General features: G+C 56.0%; 10 protein-coding genes. 1 reads left to right on the forward strand and 9 read right to left on the reverse strand.

What is annotated here, in order from left to right:
• Nucleotides 1-244: 244 nt before the first annotated feature.
• The 5 genes from Poly51_RS18820 to Poly51_RS18840 form a co-directional block, all read right to left on the reverse strand.
• The gene (locus Poly51_RS18820; protein ID WP_186775661.1) at nucleotides 245-1,813 is read right to left on the reverse strand and encodes a DUF1592 domain-containing protein; all 1,569 of its coding nucleotides are present in this window, start codon (nucleotides 1,811-1,813) and stop codon (nucleotides 245-247) included.
• A complete protein-coding gene (locus Poly51_RS18825; RefSeq protein WP_146459341.1) occupies nucleotides 1,752-2,642 on the reverse strand; it encodes a DUF1587 domain-containing protein in 891 nt (296 codons plus the stop codon). Before Poly51_RS18825 ends, Poly51_RS18820 begins: the two co-directional genes overlap by 62 nt.
• A gap of 280 nt (nucleotides 2,643-2,922) precedes the next feature.
• On the reverse strand, nucleotides 2,923-5,730 hold the full coding sequence (locus Poly51_RS18830) for a DUF1592 domain-containing protein (RefSeq protein WP_146459342.1): 2,808 nt from the start codon (nucleotides 5,728-5,730) through the stop codon (nucleotides 2,923-2,925).
• Nucleotides 5,727-7,028: a DUF1552 domain-containing protein gene (locus Poly51_RS18835; RefSeq protein WP_146459343.1), complete on the reverse strand. Its 1,302-nt coding sequence runs from the start codon at nucleotides 7,026-7,028 to the stop codon at nucleotides 5,727-5,729. Before Poly51_RS18835 ends, Poly51_RS18830 begins: the two co-directional genes overlap by 4 nt.
• A 25-nt stretch (nucleotides 7,029-7,053) precedes the next feature.
• The gene (locus tag Poly51_RS18840) at nucleotides 7,054-9,564 is read right to left on the reverse strand and encodes a sulfatase-like hydrolase/transferase (protein ID WP_146459344.1); all 2,511 of its coding nucleotides are present in this window, start codon (nucleotides 9,562-9,564) and stop codon (nucleotides 7,054-7,056) included.
• 210 nt (nucleotides 9,565-9,774) lie between these two features.
• Here Poly51_RS18840 and Poly51_RS18845 point away from each other — a divergent pair, with 210 nt between their 5' ends.
• Nucleotides 9,775-11,199 (forward strand): FAD-dependent oxidoreductase, encoded by a 1,425-nt coding sequence (locus Poly51_RS18845; RefSeq protein WP_146459345.1) that lies wholly within the window; start codon nucleotides 9,775-9,777, stop codon nucleotides 11,197-11,199.
• 27 nt (nucleotides 11,200-11,226) lie between these two features.
• Here the strand turns inward: Poly51_RS18845 and Poly51_RS18850 are convergent, their stop codons facing one another.
• From Poly51_RS18850 to Poly51_RS18865, 4 genes are all read right to left on the reverse strand, one after another.
• Entirely contained in the window at nucleotides 11,227-12,684 is a 1,458-nt protein-coding gene (locus tag Poly51_RS18850) for a DUF1501 domain-containing protein (RefSeq protein ID WP_246114606.1), read from the reverse strand.
• Nucleotides 12,685-12,750: 66 nt separating this feature from the next.
• A complete protein-coding gene (locus Poly51_RS18855) occupies nucleotides 12,751-15,618 on the reverse strand; it encodes a PSD1 and planctomycete cytochrome C domain-containing protein (RefSeq protein WP_186775662.1) in 2,868 nt (955 codons plus the stop codon).
• Nucleotides 15,619-15,829: 211 nt separating this feature from the next.
• The gene (locus Poly51_RS31050; protein WP_222435894.1) at nucleotides 15,830-16,582 is read right to left on the reverse strand and encodes a DUF1552 domain-containing protein; all 753 of its coding nucleotides are present in this window, start codon (nucleotides 16,580-16,582) and stop codon (nucleotides 15,830-15,832) included.
• A complete protein-coding gene (locus tag Poly51_RS18865) occupies nucleotides 16,582-17,106 on the reverse strand; it encodes a sigma-70 family RNA polymerase sigma factor (RefSeq protein WP_146459347.1) in 525 nt (174 codons plus the stop codon). The genes Poly51_RS31050 and Poly51_RS18865 overlap by 1 nt, the downstream gene beginning before the upstream one ends.
• Between the last annotated feature and the right edge of the window lie 329 nt (nucleotides 17,107-17,435).

The following is a 17,435-nucleotide window of genomic DNA, read 5'->3' on the forward strand; positions in this document are numbered from 1 at the left end:
TCGCCAATGACGCACCAAGCGATGTTGCTTTCAGGCATGCACAAACCGTAAGCAGTTCCAACAGTTACCAAATTTCGGAGCTATTCCCGTTCATGGCCGCAGGGCCACCTGCGATCCATTCACCCTCACTACCTTTCTGTGTACGCTTCAACCAACCACTTCAGCTCATGATGCCTACTTGATTGGCTGCAACACTCGATACTGGGCGTGTGGCTAGCACTTACCCAGGCGGGATTCACACCCGCTAGTCAATCAGACCTTGCCAGTCCGCACATGCACAAGTCGGTTCGTTGCGGTGAAGGTCTAGCCGCTGTCGCACGGTCAGTTTTTTTCCGGCCGTGTTGGGTTGGATTTCGCCTGCGTTGGGTGGCGGGTTGCCTGGCGGATCGCCAAACAGTTCGGTCTTCACCCAAGCCGCGCGACGAACCGGCAACGTGCGAGTGCCATCGGAAAGCAGCGTCATCAGACCCGCCATCCCAAGCACGCCACCACGATGATGCTGCGGCTGGACGACGACGCGACGAATGTTCGGTCCCTCAACGCCCTCGATCCCGTAGTGTCGAGCAAGCCGCTGATTGATCATCACAAAGTCACTGTCCAGAAAGTTTGTGACCGGCAAGTCCGAAGCGACCACCTCACGAAAGAACGCATACGCCTCGAGCTTGGATGATTCCTCCAGTTCCGCGTCATAGTCGCGGTACTCATTGGCCGGCATCGTGTTGCCAAACTCGCGAACGTGCAGCCACTGGCCTGCGAACCCTTCGACAAATGCCTCGGCCCTCGGGTCATCGAGCATCCGATCGACCTGTTCCAGCAACGTGCGTGGATCATCAAGCTGTCCGTTTTCGGCGAGCTCAAAAAGTGTTTCGTCCGGCATGCTTGACCAAAGGAAGTAGCTCAGCCGTGAAGCGAGTTCGTAATCGTTGAGCTTGCGAGGCGTCGTTCCATCGGCGGGTTCTTGAATGAACAGAAACCCTGGTGAACAAAGCACACGCGCCAGTCCCAGTCGCACGGCGTCGTAAAAAGCGGTGCCCGATGCACGAGCTTGCTCGACAAATTCGACTACGCCGTTGATCTCGGCTTGATTCACTGGGCGGCGATACGCTCGTCGAAGCAGACGGGCGAAAATCTCACGCACATCGTCGGTGTCATGCCGTTGCTCGCTCGGCTGATGCTCATCGGCGAAGAAAATCGTCTGATGACTCTTCGGCGGCCAAGTTTGCGCGACCGGTCCGCTGATCTCAAACCAGTCAACGAAGATCGTTGGCGGATTTTGGGAATCATGTTCAGGGTTGTAGTATCGCAGGGGCCCTTTCCACTTGCTCGCTTCGGCTGCCACAGCGTCCAGCTCCGCGCGTGCCTTTTCGACTTCAGCCTTCGTTGCGCCCGAAGTGTTGGCGTCACGCAATTTGCCTTTCGCTTCCCGCACCACATGCATCCATTGGTTGTTTTCCGGCGTGGTCACGATCAGGTTGTCGATGTCGTTGAAGCTAAAGCCGATGCTTCGTTTGAGCCCGTTCGGACCGGCACGCAGGAACACCATCGCTTCGTAAACCTCAGGCGTATCGAGCGGAGTTGGAATCGGAATCTCGACGGTCGCGCGAACAGGCGTTTTGTCGGCATACACCGCTCTGACACGAATCGGTTCGCCGCGAGTTCCCAGACTCGACCCCGCACGAACCCGGATGCGGTAGTAACCGTCTTGAAGTACGACCGTTGACGCATCGACGTTCCCCAAACGGCCCCAGCGATCAGACTTGGGACGATTGCCGTAACCGTGAACGAACCGCACACCTTCGTCGACAAGCTCCACCCCGCTTGGCCCCGGTTCGACAACTGTCTTGGCGAAACGGCTTGTTATTTTTTTTCTTACTCGGCTTGATTCGCGGGTTCGCTTCCGCCTCGGCCCGCAATGTTTGAATCTCAGGTTCGCCGACCGCGATCGCGCGTTCGGCGACCTCCAGCGTCCGCTCGATCTGCGTCTGATCAAAGAACAACGCAACCCCCAAGCGGTCGAAGCCCTCGGCCTTCCCATCGCCCGGAAAGTCTTCGACCAACGGCGCGATCACCATCGGGTCCATGTGCAATAAATCGCGAACACTGTTGGCGTACTCGACTCGGTTTAATCGCCGCATGGGAATCCGCCCACCCGCGTTTCGAGCCGACCGTTCGGCATCACGCAGTGCCGAGTTGATCCAATCCACAACAGGCTCGAATTCCCCCGGCGCAGGCCGTGGTTCTTCTTCGGGTGGCATGTCGCCAAGGTTGATCCTGTCAACGACCTCTTTCCATTGCTCAGCCGCGTTGGGAGTCGCAAGGTCCGGTGAGAGCTGATCCACACGAAATCCGGCATTGGCGATTTTCGGCCCATGACACCGAATGCAATGATCGGCAAGAAACGAACGCACGTCCTCGGCAAAACCGCGACGTCCAACATGCGGAATCCCTGACTCGTGGGCCACTGACTCTTGGGCGGCTAACTCCTGCGAACCGGCGATCGAGTGCGGAACGGTGGCCAGGACCAGGAGAACCAGCAGTCGTGCTGGAACGGAAGCGAACCTGCCGCTTGCACGAACAGCAGTCGGACAATTCGGCGACGGTTCGCAAGGTTGGACTTGAGCGAGAGAGGGTTGAAGTTTCATATCGATACGATTCGCCAAGGACCCATTGATGACAAATGCGAGCAAGCGAAATTAGCGATCCATCGCAACATTGACGTCACCGCGATCATTCAGTTTAACCGTCAGCCGAAGCCGAAGGCGTAGGCGTAGGCGTAGGCGTAGGCGTAGGCGTAGGCGTAGGCGTAGGCGAGCACCCGTCGCTCAAGCCTTCGGCTAACGATTAAAGGAAACTGTCCAGTCAACTTCGCTACGCCCCCATTGTACTCAATCGATCGACGGTGCTTTCTGCCAGCGAAGCCATTTATCGAGTGCGAAACAGTTTGCTTTGCACCACGGCGTGAACGATCGAGCGAACTCCATAGGCTTCGCTCTTGGTACCACGAACGAGTTGGTTGATTTCGTTCCGGTCCGCAAACGTGGTGGTCGCACCCGTTGAATAGACCAGTAACCGATCGATCAGCGTCCGGGCGATCGCCTGCTCGTCTTCGGCCAGGATTCGCTTGAGCTGGCGGATGTCTTTGAATTTTGTTCCGTCAGCGAGTTGGTAGGACGCATCGACCGGTAGGCCTTGGTTGTAACGGATCGTGTGGTCCTGCTTCCGCAGTTCCGCCTTCGACGGATCGAGGACCCGGTAGGTCGTGCGATACCGACCGACGGGATCGAAACTTTCGAGGGCCATTCCTGGAGGGTCGATTTTGGCGTGGCATGACGCACACGCTGCGTTGTTGCGGTGTTTTTCCAACTGATCGCGAATTGTGACCGCTCCGCGGATATCTGGTTCAACGGCCGGGATCCCTGGTGGAGGTGGAGCCGACGGGGAACCGAGAACTCGCTCGAGCACCCAAACGCCGCGGACAACAGGCGACGTATTGGTGCCATTGGCGGTCACCTTCAAGACAGCCGCTTGGGTCAGCAGGCCACCCCGAACGCAATCTTCCGGAATGTCAACCAAAGTCGGTTTCATGCCCGAGACCCCGTCGATTCGGTAATGCTTGGCAAGCCGCCGGTTGACGGTCACGAAACTGGAATCGATCAGATTTTTGGCGGGTAGATTTTCTGTCAGCAGATGACGAAAGAATGCGTGCGATTCCTCGACCATCGATGTATGCAAAACGGCGTCGTACTCCGGAAAGAGATGAGTATCCGGGCTGGTGAAATCAATCTCGTGAAGATCCAACCATTGGCCAAGGAAATCCTCGACGAACCGTTCCGATCGTTTGTCTTTCAACAGACGTTCGGTCTGTTCACGCAGCATTCTTGGCTGAGAGAGCTCGCCTGCATGAGCGAGTTGCAATAGCTCGACGTCCGGAGTGCTGCACCACAGGAAGTAAGCGAGTCGTTCGGCGAGTGCGAACTCCTTCGCGTTTTCCATATCGACATCTCCGGTTGGTAGTGTCGACTGCTGAAACAGGAACTGAGGTGATGTGAAGATCGCCTTGTATCCCGTTCGCATGGCAGATTCAAACGAGACCCCTTGGTCGAGCCAGCTATGAACGAACGCGACGTATCTGTCCGATACCGTTTTCGAGACCGGACGCCGAAAGGCCATCGGCAACATGCGTTTGATCAAACGTGCCGCATCGGCCTTGGCATCGGCGGGTGCCAATTCACGGGTCCGCACCAAGTCGCCAGGATGTGAGGCATTCTTGTAAATCGGTTCGCCACCGTAGCTCGGTAGTGGACTTCCGATCGGCAGATTGTGTGGAGGCGAATAGTAATCAGGCAGCGGGTCTGCTCCCTCCCGTTTCCCGGCCAGGATTTCTCTGACAATCTGGCTCCGTTTCTGGCCGTAGACCTGAGCGGGAAACTTGGCATCTCTGCCTGCGTCTCCGGCCAGCGGATTGAATGGGTTCCCGCCCGGTGGCCAGTCCTTTGGCCTTTTCCGGGGGTCCGCAGGAATGACCGGTAGCGAATGCAGTTGAACATTAGGATCAGGATTGTTCGCCTCCGCGATCGGCTGGGTGGCGACGTTCCCAAATAGCACTTGCTCTCCCTCAGGCGGCCATGTTTCCAAAATTGGGCCCTCGATCTCCAACCACTGCACGCACACGCCGGGCCCTTCCCATTTCACTTGGCCATAACCCTTGTTAATCGGAAACCGATAAATGGGCAACTCCGAGGGATACAAGTGCAAGAAGTGTCCGCGAAGTAGTTCCCCCTGCCACTCGTGAACCTGAGGTTCCTCCGAATCAATCTCAATGTGCTCTAGCAAACGATGCTTGACCTTCAATGTCTCTTTGTGTCCGTTTCCACCGACTCGCATGGTCAGAGCAATCGGATCGTCCGAATTCACTTTGTAGGCTGACACTTTGATCCGGTAGGTGCCAGTTCTTGGCACGACATATTGCCCCCACAACGCATGGTGGTTCGACATTGCTTCGGTGGCATACAAATTCATGCCATCGACAACGGGCAACGCCGGATGCTGGGCGCGGTACGTCACCATGTAGCCGTTGTTATTCAACAGGGACAGTCGAAACTTTTGCTTCTCGGGTCGATCGGCAAACCGAACCGACTGATCAATCGCGGCATCGATGGCCTCGAGATACGCTTCCATCTGAACGCTAGAAATATTCAGCGCCGATCCAACCGTGGAGAATCCCTCGGCCTTGGCATCGGCCGGCAACAAATCGGCGATGTCCAGCGGTGTTTGCAGCAAGTCCGACAACGTCGTTTGAAACTCGATTGCGTTCAGACGTCGAGCCGTGACACGGCCCTGTTTAGCCTGCATCTGCGACTGAGTGGACGAAAGCGATGTGGCTAGCGGCTTTAGCGCCACAGCGATCTCTTCCGGTTTCGGTCGTTCGGCGTCCTCAGGTGGCATTTCACCAGATTCAAGTCGGTCGTGAACCAATTGCCACCGGTCAAAATTGGCGGCATCGTTCATGTCACCGCTAAGCGAATTGAGTTCAAAGTTACCTTCGTCGGCCCCTTCGCCATGACAATCGACGCAGTAGCTTCCCAAAAACTGTTTGAGCGAAGCGTTCGACGTTAGATCGTCGGCACGTGACGGTGCACAGAAACCGAAGCACAAAAACAAAAGGGCCACCTGCAAAACAGCCTGCAGCCGCTTTCGAAAGCCGACATGTTTCATTGAAGCGTAGTTCATGACTGCATCTCCAATCCGCGCATTGTTCCCGTGCTGCTGCCAAAGCGGTCAATCGGCAATCCCATTCGTTGCAACATGCTGACATAGATATTGGAAAGCGGTTCGTTGTTCGTTTTATCAAACGCCAAGTGCTGGCCGTGCTTGAATCCGCCGCCGGCCAGAACGGCGGGAACATTGGTATTGTTGTGGCTCGATGCGTTGCCCATGTCGCTACCAAACAAAACCATCGTCCGGTCCAGCAACGTGTCATCCTCCTCCTTCACCGCAGCCAGCTTGGCCAAGAAGTCACGCAGGATACTGAGGTGCTGTTTCTCGATGATTGCCAACTGCGCTAATTTTTCTTCGTTTTTGCCATGGTGCGAAAGCGTGTGATATCCCTCGGTGACTTGATTGATCGGCGGAACGGCAAACCAGCCGACGGCCATGATCGTTGCGAGCCGAGTGGAATCGGTTTGCAGCGCGAGTGCGACAAGGTCATACATCAACTTGGACCGACCGATCGTGTCGGCCTGGTCGCGAATGTCGTCCGGTTCCTTCGCGTCGACCTGAGGTTTTGGTTTGCGTTCCCACTCCTGTTGACGCACCATCTCCTGTTCGACTTCGCGAACGCTGGTGGTGTACTCGTCGAATTTTTGTTGGTCGTCTCGGCTCAGATCGCCCCGAAGTCGTTTCGCTTCACTCATCACCATATCCATCACGCTTGCCCCTTGCTGAAGCCGCGTGATTTGCTCTCGAACTTCAGTTGGTGACCCCGACGTGAACAGCTTGCGAAACACCTTTGACGGCGACTCCTGTCCCGGAATGGGGACACCACTTCGAGTCCACGAAAGCGAACCGCCCCCATTCGCGCTCAACACCAACGATGGGATGCGAGTTTGGGAACCGATCGATTCGGTCATCAACTGATCGACCGAGATGCTGTTTCGGAAACTACCGCTTCCCGGATGCGGCGCTGCGGTCAGGAACGACTTCTCAGCGGCATGTCCGCCGTCGACATGCGGATGGGAGACGCCCGAAAAGACGGTCATCTGCTTGCGCAAATCGCCCAACACTTCCAAATACGGGGACGGCTTGTAGCCAAACCCTGTCTCCTCGGGAACAAAGTACGGCATGTGCAACCCAAGGTTGTTGCAGATAAATACCGCGCGACGCGGCTTGCCGTCGGACTCGGGAGCAAGCTTCCGTTCGTTCTCAGCCGCCTTGACGGGCGACTGCGATTGCAAAAACGGTAAGGCAAGCGTGACGCCGACTCCCTTCAGAAGCCGCCGTCGTGTGGATGCGGCGTGTTGAGGATTCATATGAGTTCGATCGTTGAGGTGATGGTCATGGAAAGTCGCCGCGAACGTTCATTTGGATCGCGTAAACACTGGTCCGAGCGGTGATGATAAGCGTGTGTCCGTCAACGCCACCAAACTTCATATTCGCAGGACTCTCGGGCGTCGGAATCAACGCAGTTTTCTTGGCATCGGAGTCATAGACGGTGATCCCTTCCTTTGAGGTCGTGTATAGATTGCCTCGTTCGTCCAACGCGATCCCGTCGGAGGCTTGATCGGCAGCGACTTGTTGGTCCGACAAGGAACCGTCGTCTTCGATCGTGTAACGCCAACACTTCTTGAATCCAAAATCGGTGACGTATAAACGCTTGCCATCGCTGCTGCCGACGATCCCGTTGGGAGCTTTCAATCCGTAGCCGACATTTTGCGTCGCACTCCCGTCGGCGGGGATCATGAAGACGGTGGCGGTGATCGCATCGGCGGGAATGGACTTTGCTCGCTGTTTATTCCGTTTCGTAACTGTGAAGTAGATATCACCGTTTGACGCGATCCAAATGTCATTGGGCATTCCCAGCGGTTTACCGTCACACGAATCCGTAAGCGTTTCCTCCCGGCCACCGGCATCCCTTCGCACAATTCGACAACCGCCAACTTCGCAAAACACTAGCCGGCCTTGTTCATCAACGACGATGCCATTGGACGCTTGTGCTCCTGTGCGAATCAGTTTTCGCTTGCCGTTGGTTGATAACTGGTGAAGCGTTTTGTTAGGGATATCCGAGAAATACCAGTTTTCCAAACCATCCCACGCGGGGCCTTCCGTGAACCGAAAACCACCGGCCAGTTTGCGAACCGTACCTGCAGTCAACTGCGCCGACTCAATGGGTTCTTTCGCCGGCACGTAGGCGACGTGGTAGTCGCTCGGCAGCGGTGTGACTCGATTCTGATTGGCCCATCGGTCCCAAGCTTTCGACATTTGATTGACGAGCGCCGGACGTTTTTCGGCAAGATCATTCAGCTCGGAGCGGTCGACTTCCATGTTGTAGAGTTCCCACGGTCGATCACGCAGAGCGACCAATTTCCATTTGCCGTCCCGGACCGCTCGATTGCCCTCGTGTTCAAAGAATAGACTTCGCTTTGGTAGCGACTTGCCTTGTATCACTGGCAATAGGCTGGTGCCTGCCATCGCAACGTCCTCGCTGGACGCGGACGCACCCACCGCGTCCAACAGCGTCGGTAGGACGTCAATCAAATGCGTCGGCGCCGCGTCGATTCTTCCGCGACGCAGTGACTCGTCCGCCATCTTTGTGGGCCAGTGCAAGATGCATGGCACGGCGATGCCGCCTTCGTGGTTGTAATGTTTGTAGAGCCGCCAAGGTGTGTTTGATACGTTGGCCCAACCAGAGCCGGCACTGTGAAACGTTCCCGATGAACCCATGGCATCCAGCTGTTCGCCTTGGTGCAACACGTTGTTTGGGCTCGACTTGCCATCGAATCCAAAGGAATCCCACTCGGCGCAGGCTCCGTTGTCCGATGTGAAGACAATGAGTGTGTTTTCAAATTCACCGCGAGTCTTCAGATCGTTCAGGACTCGCCCGATATTCTGGTCCATCGAATCCACCATCGCGGCGTAGATGGCCATGCGACGCGATAAGTCAGCACGTCGCTCTTCGGACAACGACGCCCACGGTGGATTCCGATCGGGATCGGACGCACCCCAATCGAAATGCACGGATCGCGGAGTGAGCTGCGTGTCGGCTGGAACAACGCCCAGCTTCTTCATACGCTGAAGTCGGTCGACGCGTGCGACGTCCCATCCGTCGACGTAACGACTGGCGTACTTGGCAATCAAATGCGTTGGCGCATGAAGTGGAAAATGCGGAGCATTGAATGCAAGATAAACGAACCAAGGCCGATCGGGGGTCTCTCTCGCCTTGTCCAAGAATTCGATCGCATGATCGGCGACTGCATTGGTTGCGTAGAATTCACCTTCATCGTATGTCCTTGGATTCCGCCCTGCGGGCAGCCGCAAGAAGTGATCGGCATCCCAAAACGTCTTTGCACTCGTCAGCGTGCCATAAAACTCTTCAAAACCATGCTGGGTGGGATCGTCGGTTCCCAGATGCCACTTGCCCGACAAGAACGATCGGTATCCGTACGGCGTCAGTTGCTGGGCAATCGTCTGAGCAGCCTCGGACACGCGTCCCCGATACCCGGGCAGACCAATGTCCTGGGTCATGTGGCCGAGTCCGACCCGATGCGGATACTGGCCCGTCAATAAGCTCGCCCGCGACGGACAACATCGCCCGGTGGTGTAGAACTGAGTCAGTCGCAATCCGTGACCGGCCAGCTTATCCAGGTTCGGCGTGTCGATCTCACTGCCGTAGCAGCCGAGATCACTGAACCCCAAGTCGTCGGCGACGACAATCAGCACGTTAGGAGGCCTAGAATTGTCGGCGTTGACTGCGCTACGAGCCAACATCAACGCAAGAATCGACACAACGCAACGACCAAAACCGGAAAGCAAAAACACGCTACGTTGTGAAAAAGCTGGGTTCATCATCCATCAAGGTCCGAGACAAGACGTGCATCTTTTGCGTTGGCGATGATATAAATAGCAGCTACTCGCTCTTTGTTACCAAGATATTTCTCCGTTCAACAAAGTCGTTTGGGCATCGTAGTCCGCCTTGAACGCGACGGAGAAAGCACAACCCACAGATTTCGGCGATAAACTCTTCGATGTCCCACCCGTCATCCTGAAAGTGTGAAAAAAATGGATAGCAATCTTTTTGACCGACGTGCGATGCTTGCCGGCACTGCGGCGCTCGTTGGAGCCAGCACCGTCCAATCCGTCCATGCCCAGGGCGTCACGGAAGCACCGACTGATTTCGTCAGCGAACCAGAACGCAAGACCACCGTTACTCGCAGATGTGACGTATTGGTTTGCGGTGGAGGACCGGCCGGGGTAAGCGCCGCGATCGCTGCGGCTCGGGCTGGTGCGTCGGTGCATATTCTTGAATGCCACGGCTGCCTCGGCGGCGTTTGGACGAGTGGCATGTTGTCTTACGTCATTGACGCGGACAAACCAGGATTCAACACCGAGTTGATCCGGCGGCTCGACGAGGTGAACACGCAGTATGGTCACGTTGCGATGCGGCCCCAATCTTGGTTGTCGTACATGTACGACGTAGAAACCATGAAGTGGGTCTTGGAAACCTATGTCACCGAGCTGAATATTGGTGTTCAGCTTCACACCCGCGTCGTCGCCGTTGAACTTGACAATGCTAAACGCGTCCGCGGTGTCATCACGGAATCAAAGTCTGGACGTGAGGCTTGGCTAGCAGACGTCGTCATCGACACGACAGGTGATGGAGACGTCGGCGCGTTGGCGGGATGTCAGTTTGAAATCGGCGACAGCGCTGGCGACGATGGATGCCCATGCCAACCGATGTCCCTCATGGGGGTGATTTCGGCGCCGCCCGAGTTGCTGCGCGAATTTACGCGTGCGGGGAGCAGCGACGGAAATCACAAAGATCGCTTTCGAGCCGAAATCGAACGTGGCGGATTCAAGCCGAGCTACACCAAACCGACCGTATTTCACATGGGTGGTTCCATAGCCACGGTAATGATGAATCACGAGTATGGCGTGCGACCCGATAGTGCGTCCGAGATCACCGCCGCCACTTTCCGTGCTCGGAACGAACTGAACAACATCATCCGAGGCCTTCGGACGCTACCTGAATGGAAAGACATTCGACTGGTGACTACCAGCGAAAAAATTGGTGTTCGCGATGGGAGACGTCTGAAGGGGCGTGGCGTCGTCACCAAGGCTGACGTGGTCGCTGGACGCAGGGTATCCGATAGCGTGTGCACGTCCGATTTTTGCGTGGACATCCATGCGATCAAGAAAAGCGATGGCGGTTACGGAAACCGCGGTATCAGGGCCAAGCCGTTTGAGATCCCGATGGGAGCGATGATCGCGGCGGAAGTTGATAATCTGATGATGGCCGGCCGGTGCATTAGCGGCGACTTCATCGCTCATTCGAGTTACCGGGTCACCGGAAACGCGGTCGCCATGGGCGAGTACGCCGGGGTAACGGCAGCGAAGGCCAGTCAAGCCAATGTGGCTCCTCACGAGGTCGCCTACCGCGACGTCGACCAAAAGGTCAACCAAATTCGCACCGAGCATGATTCGTAGTCACGTGCCTCAATCGAACGATGATTTTCATGCCACGATCTCCTTCACGACGTTTCCGTAGACATCGGTGAGTCGATACGGACGTCCGGCGTGCATGTACGTAAGACGTTCGTGGTCCAGACCCAACAGGTGCAGCACGGTTGCGTGAAAGTCGTGAATGTGGACGCGGCCTTCGATAGCGCTGTAGCCAAACTCATCGGTCGCACCATACTTGAATCCTGGCTTGACTCCGCCGCCGGCCATGAACAAGCTCCAACCGAAGGGGTTGTGGCCACGGCCCGGCGGCTTGCCCTTTTTGCTGATTCCGCCGACTTTCTGGTACACCGGTGTGCGTCCAAACTCACCGCTCCAAATCACCAATGTATCTTCTAGCAGCCCGCGAGCTTTCAGGTCGGCAAGCAACCCCGCGATCGGTTTGTCGACCTTTTGGCAACTTTCCGGCAGCAGCTTTCCAATCGTGTCATGATGATCCCATTGCTTGCTTGTGACTTGAATGAATCGCACATCCGCTTCGGCCAGTCGCCGAGCCAATAGGCATTGCCGGCCAAACGAATCAGTTGCCTTCTCTCCGATGCCGTACATCGCTTGAGTCTCGGCGGTCTCCGATTCGATATCGAACACCTCGGGTGCTTCGGCTTGCATCCGGAATGCAAGCTCATTGGCTTCGATCATGCTTTCCAAGTTTGGCTCATTGCCGGACCGCATTGCATGGTCGGTGTTGAGGTCTTGCAGGAAGTCAAGCTGGCTGCGCCGCATGGACCTCGGCAAACGCTTATCCATCAGGTAGCGGATCTTATCGCTGCCCGCCTTTTCGGCGTCCCGGAGGATGGTTGACTGATAAATCCCGGGTAAAAAGTCAGTGCCGCAATTCATATTGCTACCCGCCGGCGGACTGATCACGACAAAGCCGGGCATGTTTTGGTTTTCGGTTCCCAATCCATACATCAGCCAAGCGCCCATACTCGGCCGAGGCAAGACCGGCATGCCGGTATGGAATTGTTGCGTTGCCGTGCCATGCTCGGTGCTGTCGCAAACCATTCCATTTAGAATGCACAGATCGTCTGCATGTTGGGCGATGTTCTCTAACGCGTCGCTCATCCAAAGCCCCGATTCACCACGTTGCTTGAACTCAGAGACCGGTCGGTACAGCGAACCAAAATTCTCTAACTTCTCGCCTTTTCCCTGCCGGATCGCGAGTGGTGTCGCGGAGGGAGGAATCGCCTGGTCATGCCGGGCGATTAGTTCGGGCTTGTAGTCGATCGTATCCATCTGCGAAGGCCCGCCTTCCATGAACAACATGATCACCCGCTTTGCCTTCGCCGGGAAATGGGGCTCCTTGGGAGCCAATGGATTTGCAGCGATCGCTTGTTCGGCCAGCATGCTGGTGAGTGCCAGCGAACCGAATCCAAGCGACGTTGTCCGCAAGAAATCTCGACGAGACGAAGCCGGTCTGGACATACGACCGCAGGGGAAATTAGTGTTCATTGTTTGGATAAATCTCGCTTTTATTAGTTACGAACCGACGCCCCGTATTGGTGGGCTGGTCCATTGCTACGGCACAACGACGAACTCGTTGCTCACTAGCAACGCATGACAAAGCCGATTCCAGCTCACGCTATGAACGGCTCCCGGTTTCGCCGACTCGGTGATTTCCAGACCGGCGGCAAACTGAGTGAGAAACTCGAGCGACCCCGCCTCCTCTTTGGGCGTTGGCAATCGGCTGTAAAGTTTCTGGTAAAGGACTCTCAAGCGATCACGGTCATCGGCCAGCGATGCGTTACTGAGCAAGGACTTCTGCAAAGCTCGAGCGTTGTCAATCACGAACGGATTATTCAGGAGTGCGAGTGATTGCGACGGAACGCGCGTCACCTCACGGCTTCCTCGGGGGGCGGTCGCTGGCGGGAAATCGAATATCCCCAACACGTCCATTGAGTTGGGGACATCCTTGCGGAACACTGGCCAGTAAACTGATCGTCGCTTCAACGTTACGCCAGGAATTTTAAGATCCGCTGTGCTGCCCTGATTTCCGACCTTGAATCCGGGCACGGATGTTTTGTCTGGCTGGCCTAAGTCAAGCTGATCGCAGACGAATTGGATCGAATCGATCACCGCTTCGGCTTCCATGCGTCGTGGGTTCGCACGCCACAGCAAGCGGTTTTCAGGGTCAACGTCCATCGCATCGCGACGCAAAACACTCGATTGTCGCCAAGCACGACTCAGCAGCATTTCCCGAATAAGCGACTTGAAGGAACCGTTGTGATAATCGCGAAACTTCCACGCCAAATGATCCAACAGTTCAGGGTGGCTTGGAGGATCGCCCGTGAACCCAAGGTTGTCGGTGCTGCGAACGATGCCTTGTCCGAACGCGTGCTGCCAAACTCGATTGACTATCACCCGCCACGCCAAGGCGTTGTTCTCGTGCAATACCCAATCGGCCAACTGACGTCGTCCACTGCTGCCCTCAGGAATCGGTGGTACATCAATCGCAGCAACGAGCGTTGGGAATCCGCGGGGCACGACTTCGCCCGTTATCTCGACTTCACCACGCAAGTGAATCGGTTCGTCTCGTATTGAATCCGCTTCTTTAACCGAATGAACCTTCACTCCTTTGCCGCCACGCAACCAAGGCGCAACTACTTTGACGGCATCTGCTTCAGTGATACCAAGCTCTGCGCCCTCGAGCGTCAGACTTTCCTGCGAGATCGAGGGTTGGTACGACGACGAACTGCGAAACACCCCGGCAAGGGAATAGTAATCGCGAGTCGGGAACGGATCGAGCTTGTGGTCGTGGCATCGGGCACACCCAATGGCAACGCCAAGAAAAGCCTTTCCGACCACGTCAAGTTGTTCGTCGATTGTGTCGAGCTTGAGCGTTTCGGGATCACGAGTCGCAGCGATCACATGGGACAACGCCAGGAAGCCGGTCGCAACGAGACCTTCGGCGCGCTTGGCCGCCGAATCCGTCTCGATCAGATCTCCTGCGATTTGCTGCCTGACAAATTCACTCCATGACTTGTCCAAATTGAACGCATTGATGACGTAGTCGCGATACCGCCACGCTTGCTTGTAGGGTCTCGGCGAAGTCGTTCCACTCGCATCCGCGTACCGTGCAATGTCCAGCCAATGCCGGCCCCAACGCTCACCGAATTGACGGCGCGAAAGTAGCTCGTCCACCCGCCGCTCCATGGCAGTGTCGAGGTCGGATTCAGCAGACTCCACAAACGAGTTCGCTTCTTCGATCGTGGGCGGAAGACCGGTCAAAACGAAATGCAAGCGTCTTACCAAGACATCAAACGACGCATCGGGTGATGACGCTAGACCTTTCATTTCAAGCTTCTGCGAGATGAGATCATCGATCGAGCCGCGTGGCCGCATTTCAGCGAGAGGCTGCACGGACCAAAGCTTGGACGCGTCGGGGCCGCTAGGTGCAGGCTGATCGGTGCTGATGCTGTTGCGAGGATCCGGAGCATCAAGCTCGATCCATTCACGCACATACTCAAGCGTTTGCGCATCCAGCTTGCCGTCGGGCGGCATCTGAATCGCGTCGTTCTCGTAGACCAACGCTTCGAGCAGCAAACTTTCATCCGGCTGGCCTGGAACCAGTGATGGCCCGAGATCACCGCCCTTCAACATGGCAGCACGAGAGTCGACCACGAGTCCGCCACTGGCTTCCTCGTACTCATGGCTGTGACATTCGTAGCAATGTTGTTTGAACATCGGTTCGATATAGTCGTGAAATAGTTCCAGCCCGCGTGTGCCGATGAGATCGTCTCCAGCTGTCACGGCCTCCGGTTGAGGTTCAGTGCCAATTAAAGTCAGACTCAGATCATCCAACAACACAACGCCCTTTTGGACTGCGAAGATGGCTCCAAGCTTCTCGTTCGCGAGGTGCTCATGTCGCCCTTCCAGCTTTGTATCCCCGTCGATGGTCGCCGTGAGAGTCTCACCGAAAAACGAAATTTCGACTGAGTGCCACTCGTCGTCCGCAAAGTCTTGACGATGTGTCGCGAACAACGCGTCTTGCCGGAGCTCTCGATCTTTCGGCGGACTGTTCAAATGCAGTGACGCACTTCCCGGCCTGAATTCCAGTCGACAGAGATGTGCCTTCGCTTTCACGACGCGGCTTTCGTCCTCGAAGCGACAGACCAACCGGTCCGCACCCGCCAGCTTGAAGCGAAACCGAAACACCCCGTCAGTGAAAGGAACCGGCAGCGTTGGCGAAGCAGCATGCCCATTAGCGTGTTCGAGTCGCAGGACGCCGTCGACGACCTTCATCGACTTAAACCGCTGAAACAACGGTTCAATTTGCTGGGGATCATCGAACGTGTTTTGGTAGAGCGGCTCTGATGCGGTAACAAATCCGACCAGCAGCAGCATGACAGCTGACGCGAAACCGATGCGTGAGCCGACGTAGATCATCTCAATTCTTTTCGCGAAAGTGGTGCACTGATTCATCGTTGACGTATGTTGTGGATCTAAATTCAATGGCATTGTGACGATGAACTGTTACCAGAAATTTCGTTGTCGATGGTCACAGGGACCATTGTATTTCGACCGAAGCCGACGCAGTCCAGTGACGCCGGCAATCGGGCGGCGATTGTTATGACATTGCTGCCATTGCGTTGCAAACTCAAGCCAGGCCCAACCCTCGCATCGTACCCGTACTGGTGGCAAACTTGTCCGTCTCGATGCCGAGTCGCTGCAGGACGCTGACGAAGAGATTGGGCAATGGATAATCTTGATCTTCACCAAGCTTTAGATGCTGGGCGTGCCGAAAACCTCCTCCTGCGATCAAGACCGGGAGGTTGTTGTTGGCATGTGAATTTCCGTTTCCCAAAGACGTCCCGTAGATGACTGAAGTTTGATCCAGCAAAGATCCGTCGGCTGCGGCCGAACCCGCGAGTCCGCCTAGTAGGCCGGCAAGTTCCTTGAACTGGGCTTCTTCGATCAGGCGTAGTTGGTCAAGTTTTTCGGGTTGGTTCCCATGGTGCGTGAGGGGATGAGTCCCCGTATCGACGCCCGCAATGTTGGGCTTGGCATCGTTTTGGTGAATGTAGATCGAGATCAATCGCGTTGAGTCTGTCTCCACCGCGATCCCGGTTGCAGACAGTCCCAGCATCCGTCGCGAGTGGAAAGCCGCCACTGGAGTTTTCTCTGGCGACGAAACCGATTCGGCAACGGCAGCATCAGTACTAGCTTCCAACGCACTCTTCTGAATGCGCCTGCGCCGCAGGGAACGATGCAAGTCCGAATGCAGCTCGGCTCGAAGCGCAAACCGCTCCAGGATGGCGGGAAACTCCAGCCACCTCTGGAATTCCCCTGCCTCTTCGGTGGATGCGGCTCCCTCAAGAATTCGATCGATGAAATCATCGTCTACGGACATTACGAATCCTCCATCGCGAGGCGTTGCTCAATGCAACTGGCGAGAACCGTGCGCACGCGAGACAGCAAGACTCGCACGGAGCCTGCGGTAGATCGGACTTCCCTCGCCGCATCAACGGCAGACAACTCATCGACATATCGCAAATCGAGCAACCGACGCGAACGTGGTGGAAGTTCATCCAGACAGGCTTCGAGTGCTTCGCGACGATGGCTCCGACCATCAGCCTGTTTGACGATTGTGTCGGCGAGTCGTCCGAGCAGCTCGTCCGAAAAGACGATCCGCGCGCGATCCCGCGACCGGTAGAAATCAATCACCCGCGATTTGGCGATCCAAAGCGTCCACGCCACGAACGGTCGACTTGAGTCATATTCGTCGAACCGACGAGCCAGCTCTTGAGCGATCCGCTGGACGACATCTTCGGCATCATGAAATCCGGAAATTGACGCGAATACGTACGCCGAAACCGAAGGCTCAGCCTCCAGCCAGTAATGGGTGAATTCTTCGCGTTTCTGATTTTCGTCCATGCGCACGGCCAAAGCTAAAACTACTGTCTGTTAACCGTATGCCGAACGCCAAACCAAATCGTTAACAGGAATTCAGAAATATTCTGATCCTATTGAATTTCACTCGACGCAACGTCCGGCCACTCGTCTGGCTGGCTGACTAGTCGGCGGTTGGATTGCCCTGAATCCGTTCCAATACCAGATTAGCCCTTAATCTGGTGGGGTGTGGTCTCTTCAGGGCGCAGTTTGACGGTTGATTGAGGTGCGTCGGTTTCGCGGCATTGCGTAACCTCGGATTGGTGTTTCAGAACAAGGGCGTCCCGCGTCACACTGATGTTGCAAAACAAAAA

This window comes from Rubripirellula tenax (assembly GCF_007860125.1).
GTDB classification, from domain to species: Bacteria; Planctomycetota; Planctomycetia; order Pirellulales; family Pirellulaceae; genus Rubripirellula; species Rubripirellula tenax.

Bases quoted from the DNA above. Each gene is read 5' to 3' on its own strand.
- Poly51_RS18825 (WP_146459341.1), bottom strand. From the start codon at position 2,642: ATGAAACTTCAACCCTCTCTCGCTCAAGTCCAACCTTGCGAACCGTCG.
- Poly51_RS18830 (WP_146459342.1), bottom strand. From the start codon at position 5,730: ATGAACTACGCTTCAATGAAACATGTCGGCTTTCGAAAGCGGCTGCAG.
- Poly51_RS18835 (WP_146459343.1), bottom strand. From the start codon at position 7,028: ATGAATCCTCAACACGCCGCATCCACACGACGGCGGCTTCTGAAGGGA.
- Poly51_RS18840 (WP_146459344.1), bottom strand. From the start codon at position 9,564: ATGATGAACCCAGCTTTTTCACAACGTAGCGTGTTTTTGCTTTCCGGT.
- Poly51_RS18845 (WP_146459345.1), top strand. From the start codon at position 9,775: ATGGATAGCAATCTTTTTGACCGACGTGCGATGCTTGCCGGCACTGCG.
- Poly51_RS18850 (WP_246114606.1), bottom strand. From the start codon at position 12,684: ATGAACACTAATTTCCCCTGCGGTCGTATGTCCAGACCGGCTTCGTCT.
- Poly51_RS18855 (WP_186775662.1), bottom strand. From the start codon at position 15,618: ATGATCTACGTCGGCTCACGCATCGGTTTCGCGTCAGCTGTCATGCTG.
- Poly51_RS31050 (WP_222435894.1), bottom strand. From the start codon at position 16,582: ATGTCCGTAGACGATGATTTCATCGATCGAATTCTTGAGGGAGCCGCA.
- Poly51_RS18865 (WP_146459347.1), bottom strand. From the start codon at position 17,106: ATGGACGAAAATCAGAAACGCGAAGAATTCACCCATTACTGGCTGGAG.